Raw genomic sequence first — 20,699 nt, forward strand, 5'->3', positions numbered from 1 at the left:
AATAATGTATTACTATAAATAATCCATGCATTCCAATATAATATAAATAGATAGTTTAAATAGTCGTTTTGACGCACTCTAAAATAAATCTTCATATATCGTTCTAATAAAATTACATTTGTATTCTAATTTTTATTTTTCCCCATTATATTATAATTAAAAAAATAGGAATTGTATGCGCAGTCAATATTGTGGGCATCTTCGCATTATTCATATAAAAAAAATAGTCAATTTATGCGGTTGGGTACATAAAATACGCAATCTGGGGCAATTTATTTTCGTTGATCTGAGAGATTGGACAGGTCTTGTTCAAGTCATTTTTCAATCACACGATAATAGTCTATTTGATCAAGCTAAAAACTTAAAAAATGAATTCTGTATTAGAATCAGAGGTTGTGTTCAAGAACGAGATATAATTAATAAAAATACAAAAATAAAAACTGGTGAAATAGAGGTTTTAGCGCATAATTTAAAAATTTTTAATGTATCTCTACCTATACCCATCAGTAATGTGAATAATACTAATGATATTCATTTAAAGTACAGATATTTAGATTTACGTCGATTAGATATTTTGAAAAATATTCAAAAACGAAGTGAAGTGACTCACTTAATACGAAAAATTATGGAGAAAAATAATTTTTTAGATATTGAAACACCAATTCTTACAAAATCTACACCTGAAGGTGCTAGAGATTATTTAGTTCCTAGTCGTAACTATCCGGGACAATTCTATGCTTTACCACAATCTCCACAACTCTTTAAACAATTACTAATGATTTCAGGTATTGATAAATATTATCAAATAGCTAAATGTTTTCGTGATGAAGATTTAAGATCAGATCGACAGCCCGAATTTACACAAATTGATATAGAAATTTCTTTTATAAATTCTATTCAAATACGTTGTTTTGTAGAAAAATTAATAAAATCTATTTGGTCAAAAATTATTCATGTAAAACTTAATAAGTTTCCAATTTTATCTTTTCATGAAGCGATGGCGCGTTATGGTTGTGATAAGCCTGATTTACGTAATCCTATAGAAATTATTGATATATCTGATATTTTCATTGATAAACACCATATAGAATTTTTTCAGATTAATCCAAATCATAATAACCGCATTGCATTATTGTGCGTATCTGAAAAAAAATTTTTCAGTCGAAAAAATATAGATATTTATGCTCAATATATTAAAAAATATAATGCAAAAAAACTATTTTATATAAAAATTAATAATATTAAAAAGGGATGTCAAGGCATTCAAACTTCGATAAAAAAAATTTTAGACGAAAAAACGTGGAAAAAAATTGCTTCAAAAACTTATGCTAAAAACGGAGATATTTTATTTATCATAGCGGACACTATAGAAATTGTGAACAAATCACTTGGCATGTTGCGTATAAAGTTAGGAAACGATTTAAATCTTGTTAAAGAATATGAGTGGAAGCCTGTATGGATTATCAATTTTCCTTTATTCTTTAAAAATGCTAAAGGTAATCTTACTTCCATGCATCATCCTTTTACTGCTATAAAAAAAATAAAGAAAAAAGACTCATCAAATGAAATAGAAAAAAATGTTTCTGACAGTTATGATTTAGTTATCAATGGCTATGAAATTGGTGGTGGCTCAGTAAGAATATATGACTATAAAAAACAAGAAAAAATCTTTGATTTAATTGGTATTTCAAAAAATATTCAACTAAAAAAATTTGGTTTTTTTATTGAAGCACTAAAATATGGAGCCCCGCCACATGCAGGTATTGCATTGGGTTTAGATAGAATTGTTATGTTATTAACTGGTAGTAAAAATATTAGAGATGTTATTGCATTTCCTAAAACCACTTCAGCTAGTTGTCCTTTAACTAATTCACCTAGTACGATAAAACATGATATATTAAAAGAATTAGGTATAAAAATTATTAAATAACATCAATATTTTATTGATATAAATATTTTTGAATATTACTAATAAGACAAATAAAAGATGAAAAAACAACAATAGACGGACTTGCAGGTGTATTGCATAGCATAGATAAAAATACACCACCTGTTACAGAAATAATACTTATAATAATAGAAATAATAACCATTTTTTCTGGAGAGCTAGAAAAACGTTGAGCTGTTGCAGGTGGAATAATCAGTAAAGAAGTTACTAATAGTGCACCCACGCATTTTATGGCAATAGCAATTGTCATAGCGCTAGTTAACATAATTTTTAAACGTACATGATATAAGTTAATACCATCTATTTTCGCTAGTTCTTCATTAATTGTTGCTGATAGAAGATTTTCCCAAGAAAATATTAAAATACTGAGCACAATTAGACTAATAATGGAGATTGTAATCAAATCAGAAGTGGTTACTGCTAACAAATCACCAAACAAATAGCTATTAATATCTATAGGTTGTGTAGTAGACATTAAACTTACACAAAATATACCAAGAGAAAGAGAGCTATGTGATATGATACTTAATGTAGTTTCTATAGAAAAAGGTACAATTTCTTCTATCCACGCTATTATTATTGCTAATAATCCGATAAAAAATAATATAGAATAAAAAGAGTCAAAATCTAAAATAGTAGATATTGCTAATCCAAGTAAAGAAGAATGAGATAAAGTGTCACCGAAAGCAGACATTCGACGCCAAACCATGAAAGAACCTAAAGGACCGGTTGCTAAAGTTAGAACAATACCAGCTAACCATCCGGGAAAAATAATCTCAAACATAATAAATGTCACTCGATAATAAAAAATTTGTTGATTTAAAATTCATGAAAATGATTATGATCATGATGATAAATAGCTAATTCCTTTGAACGTTGAGAACCAAAAATAGAGATAAATTCTTTGTTTTTAAATACTTTTTCTGGAGTACCAAAACAACAAATGTGATTATTTAAACATATTACTTCATCTGTTTTAGCCATGACTAAATTTAAATCATGTGAAACCATAAAAATAGAACATTTTAATTCAGTACGAATTTGATTAATCAATTCATACAAAGATAATTGACCAGCTACATCTACTCCTTGCGTGGGCTCATCTAAAACTAACAAATCTGGTTTTTTTAATAGAGCTTTAGCTAAAAGAACGCGCTGCATTTCTCCACCAGATAATTGTTCTAATTTATATAATTGTAATGATCTTACTTTTACACGATTTAATATGGATTGAATATCACTATCATTAGATTTATTAGATAATCTCATAAATCTGTCTACTGTCATAGGTAAAAATGGATTAAAATATAATTTTTGTGGTACATAACCAATCGATAAATTTGGATAATGCAAAATTGATCCTGTATTAGGTTTAATTAATCCTAATATTACACGCACTAATGTGGATTTTCCAGCACCATTTGGACCAATTAAAGTAACAATCTGATTAGATACTAAAGACATAGATATATTGGAAAGAATAGAACGATTAGAAAAGTTAACATAAATTTTTTTTAATTTAATAAATTCTAACATAAGTGACGTAAATTTAAATTTTTTATATACTTTTGTATCTTTATTATAATTGATATTTATCTAGATGAACATCAATATTATGCTGATCTAGTATAAAAATAATGTTAAATATTCTCATGTTAAATCACTTTCAATCAGTAACAATCAATTCTTTTGATTATATGGTAAAATTGAATCGGATTGTTACCTTTTATTATTAAATAAAGAATGAAAAAAAATTTTGTACAGTTTACAAGCTAAATGATATTTGTACTATATAATTAACCAATATTTTCTTTAAATACGGATTATATTAAATACACTTCTGTTAAAATGGTATAGGAAATAAAAAATATTAATATTACAATAATGTTGATATACTTAAGATCAACGCTTATAGAAACATAAATTATATTTACTAAAAAAAATAAAACATTCAAAAATATTTTTAAAAAAATTATTTTTATTTATTCACTACCTATAAATATCTTCAATGATATTATAGATTTTGTTTTTATAACATTTATCTTAAAATCCTGAGAAAATTATAGAAACTCAAAAAATTGATATTTTTTATAAAATTCAACTCAATATGAATATACATAAAAATGCATGAAAATACTAGATTTTCGATATTAATGCTCTATTAAATACAGTAGTTATATATTTATATATATATGTATTTAAAATATTTTCGTAGTATAATGCCAATGTTAATATCAACAAAAAAATTTTACATATTTTCAAGGAAATAATTATGAATTGTTAAGTACAATAGAATTTTATAAAAAATATGCTCGTATATTAAATAATAATAATTTATTATGATATTTTTTATTATTTATTTTAGTAAAAAATATCATATGTAATATAATTTTTTAATTAAATTATGTATAATACATGTATTAGCTTAACTTTTTTTAATAAACAATTATTAAAACACTTTTAAAATTCTGCTAGTGTTAGTTTTACCTATTTTCCCCATAATATCACCTTGAGTCACAATTACTAAATCACCTTTTATTAAAAAATTTTTTTTACATAGCAATGCTAATGCTTCATTAGCGGCTTTCACTCCATTATGAAAGCTATTAAAATATATTGGAATAACACCTCTATAAAGAGCAGATAAATTCAATGTTTTTTGATTTTTTGACAAGGCAAAAATAGGTAATCCAGATGTAATACGAGACATCATCAATGCCGTATTTCCAGATTCTGTCATAGCAATAATAGCAGAAATGCCATGTAAATGATTAGCAGAATACATAGCAGACATAGCAATAGCTTCTTCAATATCATTAAATTTAAGATTTAATCGATGCCGTGAGACATTAATACTGGGGACTTTTTCTGCGCCTTGACACACTTTAGCCATATTTATAACCGTTTCAGATGGATATTTACCGGATGCTGTTTCAGCTGATAACATAACCGCATCGCTTCCATCTAAAACAGCATTTGCTACATCCATCACCTCTGCTCTAGTAGGTAATGGATTAAGAATCATAGACTCCATCATTTGCGTTGCTGTAATTACTATTCTATTTAATTGTCTAGCAGTTCGAATAAGTTTTTTTTGAATACCAGCTAATTCAGAATCACCAATTTCTACACCCAAATCCCCTCTTGCTATCATAATAACATCTGACGCTAATATAATATCTTCTATTGTTTTTTGATTTTTGATTGCTTCAGCACGTTCTATTTTTGCTACTATTTTTGCATTGCTTCCAGCTTGATATGCTAATTCTCTTGCTTTATATAAATCTTGACTACATCGTGGAAATGATATAGCTAAATAATCTACGTCCATTTCTGATGCAAGAATAATATCTTTTTTATCTTTTTCTGTTAATGCATGAGCTGACAATCCACCACCTAATTTATTAATACCTTTATTATTAGACAAAACACCACCTACAATAACTACAGTAAATATTTCTGTTTGAGCAACATGGGTAACTTTTAATTGTATCCTTCCATCATCTAATAATAGTATATCATTAACATTTAAATCATGTGGCAATTCTTTATAATCAATACCAACTCTTTCTTGATTACCTTTATGTTCTTCTAGTGTTGTATCTAATATAAAGCAATCGTTTATATTTAAATATATCCTACCTTTTTGAAATTTAGAAATTCTTATTTTTGGTCCCTGTAAATCCGCTAATAAAGCAATATGACAATTTAAATTTTGCATTATTTCTTTGGCTTTTTTCGCTCTTTTTTTATGTTCGCTTGGTATACCATGCGAAAAATTAAATCTCAATACATTAACGCCTGCTAAAATAATTTTTTCAAGATTATTTTTTAAATCTGTAGAAGGTCCTACAGTAGCAACAATTTTAGTTCTTCTCAAACGCTGTAACATAAAAACCTCTTTACAATAAATAAAACCAATACTTCAGTAGTAGTCAATATTATAATAAATATAACAATTTTTTAAAAATTCTTCATTTGATAAATCATTTTTCAAAAAATATTTATTTTATTTAATAAGCTATTTGGTCACAATTAAAATAACACTATCATTATATAAACAAATTATCTAAAAAAATAGATTCTCTAATAAATAAACATTATAATCTTAATTATTAACATTATATAATCCTATAAAGAGTAAATAATGAATATAGAAAACAATAATAGTTGTGATATAGTTATATTTGGTACAAAAGGCGATTTAGCAAAAAGAAAATTGTTGCCAGCTTTATATAAATTAGAAAAAAATAAAAAAATTCATCAAGATACACGCATTATTGGCGTGGGTCGCGCCGAATGGACAAAAGAAGAATATTCTATCTTAGTCAAAGAATCTATAAAAAAATTTATCAATGAAGAAATAGATAAAACAGTGTGGAAGCATATGCATGCTCGTTTATATTTTTGCAATATTAATGTAAATGATATTTGCAGTTTTGAAAAATTAAAAACAGTGCTGAAAAAAAAAAACAATATAATAGTTTACTATTGCGCTACACCGCCGCATACATTTTATCCTATTTGTAAAGGCTTGGGAAGTATATGTTTAAATACACCCCCTGCTCGTATAATAATAGAAAAACCTCTTGGCACATGTTTGAAAACGTCAAAAAAAATTAATAACCAAATTTCTAAATATTTTTCAGAATCACAAATATTCCGGATTGATCATTATTTAGGTAAAGAAGCCATATTAAATCTTATTGCTTTACGTTTTTCTAATTCGTTCTTTTTTCATAATTGGAATAACAAAATTATTGATCATATTCAAATAACAGTAGCAGAACAGGTGGGTATTGAAAATAGATGGAATTATTTTGATAATATGGGGCAAATGCGTGATATGGTACAAAATCATTTATTACAAATTTTAACTCTATTGACCATATCTCCGCCAAAAGATTTAACATGTGAAAATATTCAAAACGAAAAAATAAAAATACTGCGTGCATTACGTCCTATTCATTCAAAAGATATTGACGTTAAAACTGTACGAGGACAATATATATCAGGTTATATTAATAATTGTCCTGTACCATCATATCAACAAGAAAAAGGTGCAAATAATAATACTGAAACAGAAACCTTTGTTGCTATTAGAGCTGACATTGATAATGAAACATGGTCTGGTGTGCCATTTTATTTAAGAACAGGAAAACGCTTACCATATAAATACTCCGAAGTAGTAATATCTTTTAAAAAAATGGCTTTTAATTTATTTTCTGATGCTGATATAAACTTGCTGCCTAACCAATTAATTATGCGATTAGAACCTGAATTTAATATTAAAATAAATTTTTTTAATAAAAAACCGGGATTTAATTCAGAGTATCATTTAAACAATAGTCAATTAGAATGGCACGCTTGTGATAAAAAAAATTATTCTTTTTCAATCGATGCATATGAAAGATTATTACTGGAATCCATGAAAGGCATACAATCTTTATTTGTATCACGTCATGAAATAGAATATGCATGGAATTGGATCGATCCTATCGTATTTTCTTGGAAAAAAAACAATAATAATCATCTTCAATTTTATTCTGCTGGTACATGGGGGCCAGAAAAATCAAAATATATCATCAATCGTGATCATCGAAATTGGCATATGTTTGATTATTAATTGATTATTTTAAAAAATATTATTGCATAAAGTAAAAGTTTAAATTATAAAAAACATCCGTCTATATTGACTTAATTAAGAATAATATGTTAATTTAAAAATTAATATTTTTAAAAATTTTTCTAGTAAAACACAAAATATTTATAAAAAATTTTATATAATATATACTTTTGTAAGTATATACTGTTTCGCTGATTTAGGAAGATAATTGCTTATGTTACGTATTGCTCTTTTCCTATTAACTAATTTGTCAGTTATGTTAATATTTAGTCTGATTCTAAGCTTAATAGGAATATCGTCTCATACTTTATATGGTTTAATCTTTATATCAACTATATTTGGGTTTAGTGGATCACTATTATCATTGATAATGTCTAAGTGGATAGCTTTATCTTCAGTTAATGGTGAAGTTATTCATTATCCTCGTAATGAAATAGAGCATTGGCTCATAAATACTGTACGTCAACAGTCAATAAAAAAAGGTATTGTCATGCCGCAAGTAGCGGTTTATAATGCTATTGATATGAATGCTTTTGCGACAGGTGCGCGCCGTGATTCTGCTTTAATTGCTGTATCGACAGGATTATTAGAAAATATGACAAAAGATGAAGCAGAAGCAGTATTAGCACATGAAATCAGTCATATTGCTAATGGCGATATGATTACTATGACTTTAATTCAAGGTGTATTGAACACATTTGTTATTTTTATATCTCGCTTACTTTCGCAATTTTTAACTAGTTTTATAGTGAATGATAAAGATGATAGCAATATTGAAACAAAAAATCCTGTGACATATTTTATAATTTCCATATTATTACAGTTATTTTTTGGTACATTAGCCAGTCTGATAACTATGTGGTTTTCTAGACACCGAGAATTTTATGCAGATGCACATTCTGCAAAATTAGTTGGTAAAAATAAAATGATATCAGCTTTACATCGTTTAAAGAAGAGTTATGAACCAGAAGAATCAGATAATATGATCGCATTGTGTATTCATGGAAGACATAATAAATATTTAGAATTATTTGCATCCCATCCCTCTTTAGATAAACGCATACAGGCACTGCATAATAAGGATTACATGTAGTGAAACATGTTAAAAAAATAATATTTTCTCTTAATATGAGAAAATAATATATCTCTATTAAGAGAAAACTAAAAAATATATTATAAAATTATTTTGTGATAGCATTTCCACCCTTGTTTTTTTAAGAAAAACTGTTAGTATAAAATAAAGTATTTTGTTAAAAATATTTTTGATTAACTATATTACATTAATAATAAATTAATTTATAATTCTGGTTATGTATGACTTCGTAAAATTGAACAGCTTAGAGTATATATTTTAAAGCAGAGCCTATTTCCGAATCTTAAATTTATGCCTTATTCAGTAATGTTCATAGTTTATTCACAAATTAGCATTAAACTAATACATAAAATAATACAAGGAAATTACAAAATGAATAAGATTAAAGGTCAAGTTAAATGGTTTAATGAATCTAAAGGTTTTGGTTTTATTACTCCAGAAGATGGTAGTAAAGATGTTTTTGTACATTTTTCTTCAATTCAAGGGAATGGATTTAAAACACTATCTGAAGGTCAAAACGTTGAATTTGAAATTCAAGACGGACAAAAAGGGCCTGCCGCAGTCAATGTTTTTTCTATATAAAGCAAATTCATAAAAATATGTTTTTAAAGACCTCTGCTAAAATCAGAGGCCATTATCTTTTAATGAAAAAATAAAAATATTTAACCGCTAAAAATCTTGTTAATCTATTTTAAAAAATAAAAATAGAGTACAATAAGCATTAACTTCATATATTTTTCTGAAAGCATTGTTTATTCATATAATTACTTCAATCCAGCTTTTTTAATATTCATAAAAATAATAAAACATTCATTAACGATTTTATATTTTTATTGAAATTAAATATCATGCTGTCCTATTTTTTTTTACGGAGCTTTTCTAATGGAGTTTTTGTTAGACGCATCAACTTGGGCTGGCTTATTTACACTAATCTTTTTAGAACTCATATTAAGTGTTGACAACATTATTTTTGTTGCAATTTTATCAGAAAAATTACCACCGCATCAAAGAGATAAGGCACGTATAATGGGCTTGGGGTTAGCCCTTGTCATGCGATTAGCACTTCTATCATTAGTATCTTGGGTTATTACTCTAACCACACCTATTATTCATAATCAATTCTGTACTCTATCAATACGTGATTTTATATTATTATTTGGTGGTATATTTTTACTCTTTAAAGCCGTAATAGAATTACACGAAAAGTTAGAAAATAATCCCAATGATGATATAGAAAATAAAAATTATGCAAGTTTTTGGCCTGTAGTAATTCAAATAGTTGTCTTAGATGCAGTATTTTCTTTAGATGCAATTATAACAGCCGTCGGAATGGTAAATGAATTTTTAATTATGATAACAGCTGTTATTGTAGCTGCAATTTTAATGTTAATGGCTTCAAAATCACTAACAAAATTTATTAATCTTCATCAAACTGTTGTTGTTTTATGCCTGAGTTTCTTATTAATCATTGGATTTAGTTTAGTGGCAGAATCACTACAGTTTCATATTCCGAAGGGATATCTTTATGCAGCAATAGGATTTTCTATATTAATAGAAATTTTTAATCAAATTGCACGTCGTAATTTTATCAAAAATCAATCTCGTAAACCTATGAGACAAAGAGCTGCAGAAACTATTTTAGGATTAATGATTCGCGAAAAAAAAAACGGTTCTGATATATCAAAAGAATATCAAGATCATCATAACCATCAAGAAACACATTATCAACCCTTAGAAGAGCATGAAACCTTTAAAGAAGAAGAACAATATATGATAAACGGCGTTCTTACTTTAGCAGGACGCTCTATTCGAAGTATCATGACACCCAGAAGCAATATTTCATGGGTTAATATAGAAAAAAGTAATAGTGAAATTAGAATGCAGTTACTTGATACACCTCATAGTTTATTTCCAGTTTGTAAAGGGGAATTAGATGAAATTATAGGAATTGTTAGAGCCAAAGAACTTCTAGTAGCTTTAGATAAAAATATTAATATATCTCATTTTTCTAGTCAAAAACCAGCTATTATTATCCCAGATACTTTGGATCCAATAAATCTTCTTGGAGTATTACGTCGAGCTAAAAGTAGTTTTGTTATTGTTAGCAACGAATTTGGTGTAGTGCAAGGATTAATAACACCTTTAGATTTTTTAGAAGCGATAGCAGGAGAATTTCCGGATGCGGATGAAACACCAGATATTATCAAAGAACAAAATAGTTGGCTAGTCAAGGGTGAAACAGACTTACATTCACTACAACAACTTCTTAAAACTACAGCATTAATAAAAAAAGATACATGCGCTTCATTAGGAGGTTTATTAATTTCTCAACAAGGTCAATTACCACTACCAGGAGATATAATCAATATTGACGTTTTTCAATTTCATATTATTAAAATTACAAAATATCGCATTGATCTTGTGAGAATCATAAAAAATAAAATATAATTAAAATTTAATACCAAATATTTGATAAAATATTTCTATTTATTATTATTTTTAAAAACAATATAATGTATAAAAATTTTTTTGAGTGAATTATGTCTAATATAATCTTAGCAATTGATACCTCTCTTAATTCTTGTTCTGTTGCAATCTATAAAAACAATCATATTCATTCATTAATAGAATCTTGTAATAAAACACATACTAAAAAAATATTACCAATGATTAATCAGATTTTATTATATACGAACACAAAATTATCGCAGATACACGCTATCGCTCTATCAATAGGACCTGGTAATTTTACAAGTATACGTATTGGAATCAGCATTGCACAAAGTTTATCATTAAGTTTTAATATACCTCTAATTAGTGTTTCTACTTTAATTATTTTTGCAGAAAAAGCATGGAGAAAATATAAAAAAAACAAAATTTTAGTTGCTATTAATGCCAATCAAAAACAAGTGTACTGGGCTCGATATGTGCGCAATGAAAAATATATGTGGATAGGGAATAAAACAGAATCGTGTATCAATATCTCATCAGTACAAAAAAGAATACAGTCCTTAACTAATCCATGGACATTAGTTGGAAATGCATGTTCTAAAATAGGATATATAAATTCATCGTTAATACAGAATATAAATATTTTATTTCCTAATGCAAAAGATATTATTCCATTAGCTTTGTTATCAATAAAAGAAAATAAAATATTAAAATCTATACAAATTAAACCAAACTATTTAAATAATATTCTTTAATATAGAAATATATAGTTAGATACTACAAAAAAATTAATACAGAAGTATTTTATATACTTCAGTATTAATGGAATAAATGCATAATGAAACTATGATAAAAATAAATATTATAACTATGAGTATTTATATCTATTTTATTCTCTATATCTATTCTGGTAAAATAATATTTAATTCTATTATAGAAACATTTTTATTCTTATGATTTAATTGAATTTTTATCATATTAGGATCTATATGAACATATTTACAAATCACTGATAATATTTCTTGTTTTAATTGTGGGAAACAATCTGGTAGAGATTGACATTTTTTACGTTCTGAAACAATAAGTTGCAATCTTTCTTTTGCAATATAAGCTGTGTTTTTATTCCGAGATAAAAAAAAATCTAATAAAGTCATATTTATCTCCCGAATAAACGTTTTAAAAAACTTTTTTTTTCTTCAATAAAACGAAAAGGACAGTTGTAACCAAGTAATCTATCTACAGTATCTATATAAGCTTTGCCTGCATAAGAATTAGTATCTAATATAATCGATTCCCCTCGATTAGATGCACGAAGAACGGATGGGTCTTCTGGGATAACACCTATGAATGGTATATGAAGAATATCTAATACATCTTTCATACTCAACATTTCTCCATTATTAACTCTTATAGGATTATAACGTGTTAATAATAAATGCTCTTTAATCGGATCTTTATTTTCTTCAGCTCTTCTTGATTTAGAAGCAATAATACCAAGAATTCTATCAGAATCTCTGACTGAAGACACTTCCGGATTAGTCGTAACAATTGCTTCATCCGCAAAATATAATGCTAAAATAGCTCCATTCTCAATACCAGCAGGCGAATCACAAATAATAAAATCAAAGTTCATGTCTATTAATTGATTAAAAACTCTTTCTACTCCTATATTTGTTAATGCATTTTTATCTCTCGTTTGTGATGCAGGTAAAATAAATAAATTCTGTGTTTTTTTATCTTTAATTAAAGCTTGATTTAATGTCGCGTCACCTTGAATCACATTGACAAAATCATAGACAACCCTACGTTCACAGCCCATGATTAAATCTAAGTTTCTTAATCCTATATCAAAATCTATGACCACAGTTTTTTTATTTTTTTTAGCTAATCCAGTTGCAATGGCTGCGCTAGAAGTAGTTTTACCGACACCTCCTTTTCCAGAAGTGACTACAATAATCTGCGTCATATAAAAATCCTTTATATAATATAGTTAACTCAGAGAGAATTTATAGTTAAACATTTATTTTTTAAATAAATTAAAGATGCTTTTCCTATAAACTGTATAGGTATTTGATCTGATAACCAATACTCACCGGATATAGATACTAATTCAGAAAATAATCTAGTACAAAATATTTTACTACTTGTATCTCCATTAGCACCTGCTAATACTCTACCTCGTAATAAACCATATATATGAATATTTCCATCCGCAACTAATTCGGCGCCTGCATTGACAGTATTAGTCACAATTAAATCAGAATATTGCGCATAAATCTTTTGACCTGAACGAACAGGTTTATCGATAAAATATGTTTTTTTTGATTTTTTTTCAGTAATAGAAGAAAGTTTTTTATCAGTAAAATTTGTATTGTGATAAAAATTAATGTTTTGTATTCTTCCTTCGGATAAAATAGGAAGTCCAGAATCAAAAATTATTTTTCTAAAATTTTTATCTTTACAACCGGTCACTCCGACTATAAAAAAACCGTGCGATATAATATTTTTTTTTATTTTTATCCAATTTATTATATTTAATAAACCAGATATATTTATTATAATAGGTGCATTTTTGAAAAAAATAGGATTTTTTTTAATTTTTTGATATAAATATTTATTAATAAATTCTATATTATTATTATATAAATACAAAACTAAAAATGTAAAACTACTACTTTTTAGTTCAACATATTTTTTAAACATATTTATGTCTCAATAATATTATATTCAGATAAATTAATCATATAAAATAAATGTAATTTTGAAAATTATTACATTGATATAAAAATTTTTTTAATAATAAATAATTATAATATAAATATTATATGAGAACAATTTCTATTTTTTTAAATAAAAAAATAGTATAGAAAGCTATTTTTTTAAAAAATATATTTTATTCAGACATACTATCTAAGGAATTTTTAATCGTGTTTATCGCGAAAACCAGTCAGTTGCTATTACGCCATGCTATGAAATTTAACAATAAAAGTATTTTTTTTTCAGGTAATATACAAGACTACTTTCCCGCACATTTATCTGCTTTAAAAAAAACAATTCATATTCAAAAATATTATGATCAATTATCATTTCATATGATAAAAAATCACAAAAACGTTCATATATGTTATGAACATATAGTCACAGAGAAAATAACAAAAGATTATAACGTATTAATATATTATTGGCCTAAAAATAAAAATGAAGCATATTTTCAATTAATGAATCTACTATCCTGTTTTTCAATTGGTACTAAAATTTTTTTAATTGGTAATAATTCGAGTGGTATTAATAGTGCATCAAGAATGTTGTTTCAATGGTTGACATTAAAAACATTAGATCGAGCAAAACATTCTATTTTAAATGCTGGAATTTTATTAAAAAAACCAATATTTATATTTGAAAATTTTTTTAAAACACATATATATAATGATATATCTGTTAAAACATTACCTGGAATATTTGACTATAAAAACATAGATTCTGGAAGTAAATTTTTAGCCTCTACATTTTCTAATAAGATGAAAGGGCCGGTATTAGACATGGGTTGTGGGTCAGGATTTTTATCGGTATTATTAGAAAAAAATGTACCTAATATTAATTTAACATTGGTAGATAATAATATATATGCATTAGCATCTAGTTTAGCTACATTGCGGATAAATCGTATGAACGGAAAAATTTTATTAAGTGATTTATATTCTAATATATTTAAAAAATTTAATATTATTATTTCCAATCCGCCTTTTCACAATGATTTAAAAGTAAATTTTAATATTGTTAAAAATATTATATCGAATGCTTCTAAATATTTAATGATTAATGGAGAATTAAGATTCGTAACAAATAGTTGTTTTAGTTATAAAAATATATTAAGTAAACATTTTAAAAAATATAAAATTTTAAAACAAAATTCAAAGTATAGAGTATATCAAGCGTTTTTATCTTAATTTCATCGTTTATTATTTTTTATTACCCGGAGCGGGACTTGAACCCGCAAAGCTTTTTAAGCCGAGGGATTTTAAGTCCCTTGTGTTTACCGATTTCACCATCCGGGCTTGATAAAAATTTTAAAGGCGTATCCCGGAATCGAACCGAGTTATACGGATTTGCAGTCCGTCACATATCCAATCTGTCAATACGCCGATAAAACTATTATAGAAAGAAAATACAAAAAACACAAATAAAATTTTATAACTTTAGATAATTTATTTTATACACGTTATTAAAAAATATTAACTATGTTAGTGTATATTATAAAATTCTCTTTACATATAGTCATATAATGATTTAATATTATACTCTTTTAATAATATTTCAATATGGAGAGATGGCCGAGTGGTTTAAGGCAGCGGTCTTGAAAACCGCCGACGAGAAATCGTCCGAGAGTTCGAATCTCTCTCTCTCCAAAAAAATATTAAAAAATTAATAATATTTATTTAGATCTATCTTATACTTAATAAAATAAAATCATCTTATTTAAAAATCACTCATAAATAAATTTATGAAAATATATTTTATTGTTTTTTATAAATAATTTATCTAGTTGCTAATACTTCAATATCCACACGACGATCTGGAGATAAGCAGTTCATTAACAAGTCAGTATTTTTTAAATTTTTACATATTTTTTCAGTAGTAGAAAAAGAATTTCCTAAACCTTGTAAAGTAATCGTATTTCTAGAAAATCCTTGAGAAACAAAATAATCTCGTACATTATAAGCGCGTTCTTCAGATAAGATCTGACTATAACGAGCATCTTCCATACGATCAGTATACCCAGATAATACAATAGAAATATTTTTAAGCTTCATATTTTTGATTTTAGCATCTAATTTATGCAATTTTTCACAGCCATTGGATTGAATATCTGAATTTTCAAAAGGAAAATGAATAGTTTCATTTATTGTTATATACGGCTTAGGTGATATTGCATTAGAATATAGTGATGCCGTCTCGTTCATTTTAGAGTTTCCAAATTTCCATCCAAAAGAAACTGATATATCTCCTGTTTTTGATTCAAATGGGGATTGGAAAATGTTTTTAAAATGATTTTTCCAAGTATAATCCACTCTTGTAATAAAATCATCATCTGTAACATATTCAGCGCCTAAAGATATACTAGGTATAACTTTACTATCTTTGCTGAAAATATTTTTAAAATCTTGTTTAGAAGAAAAGTCTTCCCAAAATAATACTCCGCCAACATTAGTATAAAGATTGAAATTCTTTTCCATTGGATATGAAAATTTTGTAGATAGTTGTAAACTTCCAAGTTGAAGTAAGTCTGTCTTCTTTTTAAATATTAAATGAGGATGAGAACCGGTAGTGTCATTCGACATTTCTAGACCAAAATAAGGATTAAAATTATAACCCAAAAATAATCCTGTAATGGGAGCGGATAACTTATTTTTTGTGATGTTGTTTTCTACTGTTTTTGCATTCTCATCTTTACTTAATAAATTTAAATAAGACCACCCCAATTTTGTACCCATATACCATTGATTTTCTGCATTTGCTTGCATTGAAGTAACTAAGCTCGCTAATAAAAATGCGATAGCAGTAGCTCGTTTTTTCATTTTTTAACTCCATTTTTATAAATGATAAGTAAATTAAAAATATAAAAAATCATTTTTAAATAATCTATACATATAGTAAAATACTAAAACATTGTATATTACAAAATAAATATATGTACAATTTAATTTGAAATATTTTAAATTATTAAATTTTATATACTACACGTAATAAACGCATACCTAAAACATGCAACGAACAAAAATATACAATAAAAGATAAAAGAAGAACAAAAAATAGACGTATTATTTTATTACATATAGAGCCTATACTCCATGAAGGCATAATATGTAACATTATAATTAAAATACAAACCATTACAACTGTTGCAGATAATAAACGTAGCAGAAAAATATACCAATTACTCCGTAGTGCAAAAATATTTTTCTGGTACAATTTCCAATATAGAAAAAAAACATTAAACCAACTTGATATACTAACCGATAATGCTAAACCAGCATGTTGAAAATAAAAAATTAAAATTGGATTTATCAACTGTGTTAAAAATATAGTAAATATTGACGTACGTATAGGAATATTGATCTCTTCACATGCATAAAATGCACAAGAGAATATTTTTACTAAAACAAAAGAAACCAATCCAAAAGAATACAATTCTAAGGCTTTTTGCGTCATTAATACATCAAAATCTAAGAATCGACCATATTGAAAAAGAATAATTACAAGTGGCTTAGAACAAAAAAAACATATACAAGCGCTCGGAATACCTAAAATTAAACTCAGACGCATACTATAATCAAGCGATTGTTTATATTTTTTTATAATACCTTGATGATAATTTTTTGATAGTGAAGTAAATAATATTGTACTTAATGATGCGCCTAAAATACCTATAGGAAATTCGATTAATCGATCAGCGTAATATATCCAAGATACAGAACCAATATTTAGTAGTGAACTAAACACAGTGTTCATCATTAATGAAATCTGATTGGCAGAAGAACCAATAATAGCAGAACCCATTCGCTTTAAAACACGCAATATACCAGAATGTTGAAAATTTATAGAAGGCATCACTAACATATTTATTTTATATAAATATGGTACTTGATAAAATAATTGAATTATTCCGCCAATCAGTACGCTCCATGCTAATGCAAAAATAGTGGGGTGAAAATAAGAGCTAAAAAAAACAGAAAAAATAATCATACTGATATTTAAAAAAATTGGAGATATAGATGGGATAGAAAAAAAATTCCAAGCATGTAAAATAGAAGATAATAGTGAAGATAAAGAAATTAACAAAATATAAGGAAACATAATTATTAATAAATGTGTAGCTAATGTTAATTTATATAAGGATAGAGAAAAACTTGGAGCGCTAATTAAAATAATAGAACGAGCAAAAAATACACCTAATAAAATTAAAATAAATAATAAAAAAATTATTATACCCAATATACAAGAAATAAAATATTTTATATACGTTTCTTTTTTTGTGTACTTATATTCCATCAAAATAGGAATAAATGACTGAGCAAATACTCCTTCTGCAAAAATACGACGCAATAAATTAGGAATTTTAAAAGCTATAAAGAAAGCATCAGTAAAAAGAGAAATACCAAACACATGAGCTATTAAAATATCACGAACAAAACCTAGTGTACGAGATATAAAAGTTATCATACTTACTGATACTAAAGATTTTAAAATTTTCATCTTGCACTAACCTATTACTATAAAATATAATATATTTTAATATCTTTTTTATTGTATTTTTTAAAACAATAAAATATTTTAATTTTTAATTTATAAAAAATATAAAGATTCTAGATACAATATTTCTAAAATTTAAGGAATAAAATAGATATTTATATAGATGTCTATAATATCATTAAAAATATAATTATTTTCAATAACATAAAAGAACATAACTATGCCCATATCATTTAAAAAAATAACTATTATTAAACCGGATGACTGGCATGTTCATTTGAGAGAAAAAAACATACTAAAAACAGTTATTAATTATACTACTTCTTTTTATCAAAGAGCAATAATTATGCCAAATCTTTGCAATCCTATTGTGAATTGTAAACAAAGTATTTATTATCGCAATAAAATTTTAAAAGCGCAAAACAACAATAAAAAATTTCAACCTTTAATGACATGTTATTTAACAGAATTTACATCACCAAAAGAATTAGAAGTAGGATTTTCTAAAAATTTTTTTACAGCTGGTAAATTATATCCAAGTTATTCTACAACTAATTCCGAGAAAGGTATTAAAAATATTAAAAACATTTATTCTCTTCTGGAAATTATGGAAAAAATAGGTATGCCTTTACTTATACACGGAGAAGAAACAGAGAGCACTATAGACATTTTTGATAGAGAAACAAAATTTATCGATAATACTTTAGATCCATTAAGAAATACTTTTCCTTATTTAAAAATAGTATTAGAACATATCACCACTAAAGAATCAGTAGATTATGTTGTAGATAGTAATTCTCCTTACTTAGCAGCGACTATTACACCTCATCATTTGATGTTAAATAGAAATGATATGTTAGTTAATGGCATTAAACCATATTTTTATTGTTTACCTATACTAAAAAGAAAAATTCATCAAATAGCACTAAGAAATGCCATAGCAAGTGGAAATAAAAGTTTTTTTTTAGGTAGTGATACAGCACCTCATTATGATAAAAATAAAATAAATACTACAGGTTGTGCTGGTATATTTAATGCACCCTCTTCTTTATTAGCTTATATTACAGTTTTTGAAGAAATGAATGCCTTAAAATACTTTCAAGCATTTTGTTCAGAAAATGGCCCAAAATTTTATAATATGCCTCTCAATAAGGAAAAAATTACTTTAGTCCGAAAACCTAGTCAGGTGATAAAAAGAATAAAAATTGGAAAAAATATTATTACACCATTTTTAGCTGGGCAAATACTAAATTGGTCTATAAATATTTAAGTTAAATAATTATATTTCGTAGAAAATTATTCTAATACTCTAAATTACCATTTTCATCGTATGTCACATCTTTAGAATGTAATGCTAGAATATCTAAAAAGTTTTGATTTATATAAAATTTTTCATTTAATATTTTTTGGTTTTTTAAATTAATTTCTTTTAAAAACAAACACTCTTGAATGATTTCATTCCAAGAGAAATGTAATTTTTTATTGGAATTATAAGGCGCAAAAAAATTATATTTTTTTTCAATATCTATTCTCTGTTCTTGAAAACATTGAAATTGTTTAAACAGTTCTTTTTTTTTGTCAGAAATTTTATTTAATGTATCTAAATAATTATCATTATGTAATAAAATTACATGCTCTTCGTTCAATATTTTTTTTAAACTATTTATAATATTTTTCATATCCTTTATAATTTCATTTAATTCATTCATTTTTTTTCCTTTATACTAACAGTAAATTTTAGAAACAAATATTTATTTCACTTTAATTGTTATATATTATTTTACATATGAATTATAACATCTCCATTACTATTGACTATTCCACTTAAAATACAGTTATTATATATTTTTACTGGTACTAATTGATTTTTTGAAGCATTTTTTAATGCTGTACCATGAGATATTATTTTAAAATTTACACCTTTAATGATAACATTAACTCTTTGATGAATAGTGACCATCCACATTGGACGCAACATAAAAGATGTTATTGGTTTTAATGGAAAAATATCGCGTAAATTAACTTTATTGATTACATCTTTTTTATCAAAATATGTTTGATAAGGTAACATATCTATACGTCCAGTCATTGTTTTTAAATCTGAAAAAATAATACAGCTACCTTTTGGAATAAATCTATTAGCTGTAATATATTTTCCTTTTACTTGTAATTCAATGTTTAAATGTCTAGTAATATTATCACAAGTTAATAAAACATCTATCATGCCAAAATAATGCGCATTATTAAATATTAAAAAAACAGGGTTTTTACAATATAAATTTTTTTGTAATGCGGTATGCACTATAACTTTAATATTTTTTTTTTAAGTG

At 25.7% G+C, this 20,699-nt stretch carries 18 protein-coding genes and 2 tRNA genes; 9 read left to right on the forward strand and 11 right to left on the reverse strand.

Features of this window, described 5'->3' with window-relative positions:
• Positions 1 to 175 precede the first annotated feature (175 nt).
• Positions 176 to 1,930 (forward strand): aspartate--tRNA ligase, encoded by a 1,755-nt coding sequence (aspS, locus tag AB4W59_RS01380; protein ID WP_367672880.1) that lies wholly within the window; start codon positions 176 to 178, stop codon positions 1,928 to 1,930.
• Between the two features lie 10 nt (positions 1,931 to 1,940).
• Here aspS and znuB read toward each other — a convergent pair whose 3' ends face one another.
• The 3 genes from znuB to pyk all read right to left on the reverse strand — a co-directional run bounded on the left by znuB (position 1,941) and on the right by pyk (position 5,840).
• Entirely contained in the window at positions 1,941 to 2,732 is a 792-nt protein-coding gene (znuB, locus tag AB4W59_RS01385) for a zinc ABC transporter permease subunit ZnuB (RefSeq protein ID WP_367672881.1), read from the reverse strand.
• Positions 2,733 to 2,767: 35 nt separating this feature from the next.
• A complete protein-coding gene (gene znuC / locus AB4W59_RS01390; protein ID WP_367672882.1) occupies positions 2,768 to 3,484 on the reverse strand; it encodes a zinc ABC transporter ATP-binding protein ZnuC in 717 nt (238 codons plus the stop codon).
• A 913-nt stretch (positions 3,485 to 4,397) separates the two neighbouring features.
• Entirely contained in the window at positions 4,398 to 5,840 is a 1,443-nt protein-coding gene (gene pyk / locus AB4W59_RS01395) for a pyruvate kinase (RefSeq protein ID WP_367672883.1), read from the reverse strand.
• Between the two features lie 255 nt (positions 5,841 to 6,095).
• Here pyk and zwf point away from each other — a divergent pair, with 255 nt between their 5' ends.
• From zwf to tsaB, 5 genes are all read left to right on the forward strand, one after another.
• Entirely contained in the window at positions 6,096 to 7,574 is a 1,479-nt protein-coding gene (gene zwf / locus AB4W59_RS01400) for a glucose-6-phosphate dehydrogenase (protein ID WP_367672884.1), read from the forward strand.
• 214 nt (positions 7,575 to 7,788) lie between these two features.
• Positions 7,789 to 8,667 carry a protease HtpX gene (gene htpX / locus AB4W59_RS01405; RefSeq protein ID WP_367672885.1) on the forward strand — a complete coding sequence of 293 codons (879 nt, stop codon included), beginning with the start codon at positions 7,789 to 7,791 and terminating at the stop codon, positions 8,665 to 8,667.
• A 372-nt stretch (positions 8,668 to 9,039) separates the two neighbouring features.
• Complete coding sequence (gene cspC, locus AB4W59_RS01410) at positions 9,040 to 9,249, forward strand: cold shock-like protein CspC (RefSeq protein WP_367672886.1); 210 nt, start codon at positions 9,040 to 9,042, stop codon at positions 9,247 to 9,249.
• 300 nt (positions 9,250 to 9,549) lie between these two features.
• On the forward strand, positions 9,550 to 11,115 hold the full coding sequence (locus tag AB4W59_RS01415) for a TerC family protein (RefSeq protein ID WP_367672887.1): 1,566 nt from the start codon (positions 9,550 to 9,552) through the stop codon (positions 11,113 to 11,115).
• Between the two features lie 92 nt (positions 11,116 to 11,207).
• Positions 11,208 to 11,873, forward strand: a complete 666-nt coding sequence (gene tsaB / locus AB4W59_RS01420; RefSeq protein WP_367672888.1) for a tRNA (adenosine(37)-N6)-threonylcarbamoyltransferase complex dimerization subunit type 1 TsaB — start codon at positions 11,208 to 11,210, stop codon at positions 11,871 to 11,873.
• A gap of 147 nt (positions 11,874 to 12,020) precedes the next feature.
• On the opposite strand, the gene minE is transcribed toward tsaB, so the two are convergent.
• The 3 genes from minE to minC are packed head-to-tail and all read right to left on the reverse strand — an operon-like array spanning position 12,021 to position 13,821.
• On the reverse strand, positions 12,021 to 12,272 hold the full coding sequence (gene minE, locus AB4W59_RS01425) for a cell division topological specificity factor MinE (RefSeq protein WP_367672889.1): 252 nt from the start codon (positions 12,270 to 12,272) through the stop codon (positions 12,021 to 12,023).
• Positions 12,273 to 12,274: 2 nt separating this feature from the next.
• Positions 12,275 to 13,084: a septum site-determining protein MinD gene (minD, locus tag AB4W59_RS01430; RefSeq protein WP_367672890.1), complete on the reverse strand. Its 810-nt coding sequence runs from the start codon at positions 13,082 to 13,084 to the stop codon at positions 12,275 to 12,277.
• 29 nt (positions 13,085 to 13,113) lie between these two features.
• The gene (gene minC / locus AB4W59_RS01435; protein WP_367672891.1) at positions 13,114 to 13,821 is read right to left on the reverse strand and encodes a septum site-determining protein MinC; all 708 of its coding nucleotides are present in this window, start codon (positions 13,819 to 13,821) and stop codon (positions 13,114 to 13,116) included.
• Positions 13,822 to 14,045: 224 nt separating this feature from the next.
• On the opposite strand from minC, the gene rsmC reads away from it, so the two are divergent.
• Positions 14,046 to 15,065: a 16S rRNA (guanine(1207)-N(2))-methyltransferase RsmC gene (gene rsmC, locus AB4W59_RS01440; protein ID WP_367672892.1), complete on the forward strand. Its 1,020-nt coding sequence runs from the start codon at positions 14,046 to 14,048 to the stop codon at positions 15,063 to 15,065.
• A 23-nt stretch (positions 15,066 to 15,088) separates the two neighbouring features.
• On the opposite strand, the gene AB4W59_RS01445 is transcribed toward rsmC, so the two are convergent.
• A tRNA-Leu gene (locus AB4W59_RS01445) sits at positions 15,089 to 15,173 on the reverse strand.
• A 266-nt stretch (positions 15,174 to 15,439) separates the two neighbouring features.
• On the opposite strand from AB4W59_RS01445, the gene AB4W59_RS01450 reads away from it, so the two are divergent.
• Positions 15,440 to 15,524, forward strand: a tRNA-Ser gene (locus AB4W59_RS01450).
• Between the two features lie 129 nt (positions 15,525 to 15,653).
• Here AB4W59_RS01450 and AB4W59_RS01455 read toward each other — a convergent pair.
• Both AB4W59_RS01455 and murJ read right to left on the reverse strand, forming a co-directional pair.
• Entirely contained in the window at positions 15,654 to 16,694 is a 1,041-nt protein-coding gene (locus tag AB4W59_RS01455) for an outer membrane beta-barrel protein (protein WP_367672893.1), read from the reverse strand.
• Between the two features lie 145 nt (positions 16,695 to 16,839).
• Positions 16,840 to 18,372, reverse strand: a complete 1,533-nt coding sequence (murJ, locus tag AB4W59_RS01460; RefSeq protein ID WP_367672894.1) for a murein biosynthesis integral membrane protein MurJ — start codon at positions 18,370 to 18,372, stop codon at positions 16,840 to 16,842.
• Positions 18,373 to 18,589: 217 nt separating this feature from the next.
• On the opposite strand from murJ, the gene pyrC reads away from it, so the two are divergent.
• Complete coding sequence (pyrC, locus tag AB4W59_RS01465) at positions 18,590 to 19,639, forward strand: dihydroorotase (protein WP_367672895.1); 1,050 nt, start codon at positions 18,590 to 18,592, stop codon at positions 19,637 to 19,639.
• 31 nt (positions 19,640 to 19,670) lie between these two features.
• On the opposite strand, the gene flgN is transcribed toward pyrC, so the two are convergent.
• Entirely contained in the window at positions 19,671 to 20,078 is a 408-nt protein-coding gene (flgN, locus tag AB4W59_RS01470; protein ID WP_367672896.1) for a flagellar export chaperone FlgN, read from the reverse strand.
• Positions 20,079 to 20,149: 71 nt separating this feature from the next.
• The gene (gene flgA, locus AB4W59_RS01475; protein WP_367672897.1) at positions 20,150 to 20,593 is read right to left on the reverse strand and encodes a flagellar basal body P-ring formation chaperone FlgA; all 444 of its coding nucleotides are present in this window, start codon (positions 20,591 to 20,593) and stop codon (positions 20,150 to 20,152) included.
• Between the last annotated feature and the right edge of the window lie 106 nt (positions 20,594 to 20,699).

The sequence above is a fragment of the Buchnera aphidicola (Cavariella theobaldi) genome (assembly GCF_964059165.1).
In the GTDB taxonomy this organism is placed as follows: domain Bacteria; phylum Pseudomonadota; class Gammaproteobacteria; order Enterobacterales; family Enterobacteriaceae; genus Buchnera; species Buchnera aphidicola_BO.

What these genes read in the sequence shown, in the direction of transcription:
- aspS (WP_367672880.1), top strand. Translation starts at nt 176, where the DNA reads ATGCGCAGTCAATATTGTGGGCATCTTCGCATTATTCATATAAAAAAA.
- znuB (WP_367672881.1), bottom strand. Translation starts at nt 2,732, where the DNA reads ATGTTTGAGATTATTTTTCCCGGATGGTTAGCTGGTATTGTTCTAACT.
- znuC (WP_367672882.1), bottom strand. Translation starts at nt 3,484, where the DNA reads ATGTTAGAATTTATTAAATTAAAAAAAATTTATGTTAACTTTTCTAAT.
- pyk (WP_367672883.1), bottom strand. Translation starts at nt 5,840, where the DNA reads ATGTTACAGCGTTTGAGAAGAACTAAAATTGTTGCTACTGTAGGACCT.
- zwf (WP_367672884.1), top strand. Translation starts at nt 6,096, where the DNA reads ATGAATATAGAAAACAATAATAGTTGTGATATAGTTATATTTGGTACA.
- htpX (WP_367672885.1), top strand. Translation starts at nt 7,789, where the DNA reads ATGTTACGTATTGCTCTTTTCCTATTAACTAATTTGTCAGTTATGTTA.
- cspC (WP_367672886.1), top strand. Translation starts at nt 9,040, where the DNA reads ATGAATAAGATTAAAGGTCAAGTTAAATGGTTTAATGAATCTAAAGGT.
- AB4W59_RS01415 (WP_367672887.1), top strand. Translation starts at nt 9,550, where the DNA reads ATGGAGTTTTTGTTAGACGCATCAACTTGGGCTGGCTTATTTACACTA.
- tsaB (WP_367672888.1), top strand. Translation starts at nt 11,208, where the DNA reads ATGTCTAATATAATCTTAGCAATTGATACCTCTCTTAATTCTTGTTCT.
- minE (WP_367672889.1), bottom strand. Translation starts at nt 12,272, where the DNA reads ATGACTTTATTAGATTTTTTTTTATCTCGGAATAAAAACACAGCTTAT.
- minD (WP_367672890.1), bottom strand. Translation starts at nt 13,084, where the DNA reads ATGACGCAGATTATTGTAGTCACTTCTGGAAAAGGAGGTGTCGGTAAA.
- minC (WP_367672891.1), bottom strand. Translation starts at nt 13,821, where the DNA reads ATGTTTAAAAAATATGTTGAACTAAAAAGTAGTAGTTTTACATTTTTA.
- AB4W59_RS01455 (WP_367672893.1), bottom strand. Translation starts at nt 16,694, where the DNA reads ATGAAAAAACGAGCTACTGCTATCGCATTTTTATTAGCGAGCTTAGTT.
- murJ (WP_367672894.1), bottom strand. Translation starts at nt 18,372, where the DNA reads ATGAAAATTTTAAAATCTTTAGTATCAGTAAGTATGATAACTTTTATA.
- pyrC (WP_367672895.1), top strand. Translation starts at nt 18,590, where the DNA reads ATGCCCATATCATTTAAAAAAATAACTATTATTAAACCGGATGACTGG.
- flgN (WP_367672896.1), bottom strand. Translation starts at nt 20,078, where the DNA reads ATGAATGAATTAAATGAAATTATAAAGGATATGAAAAATATTATAAAT.
- flgA (WP_367672897.1), bottom strand. Translation starts at nt 20,593, where the DNA reads ATGATAGATGTTTTATTAACTTGTGATAATATTACTAGACATTTAAAC.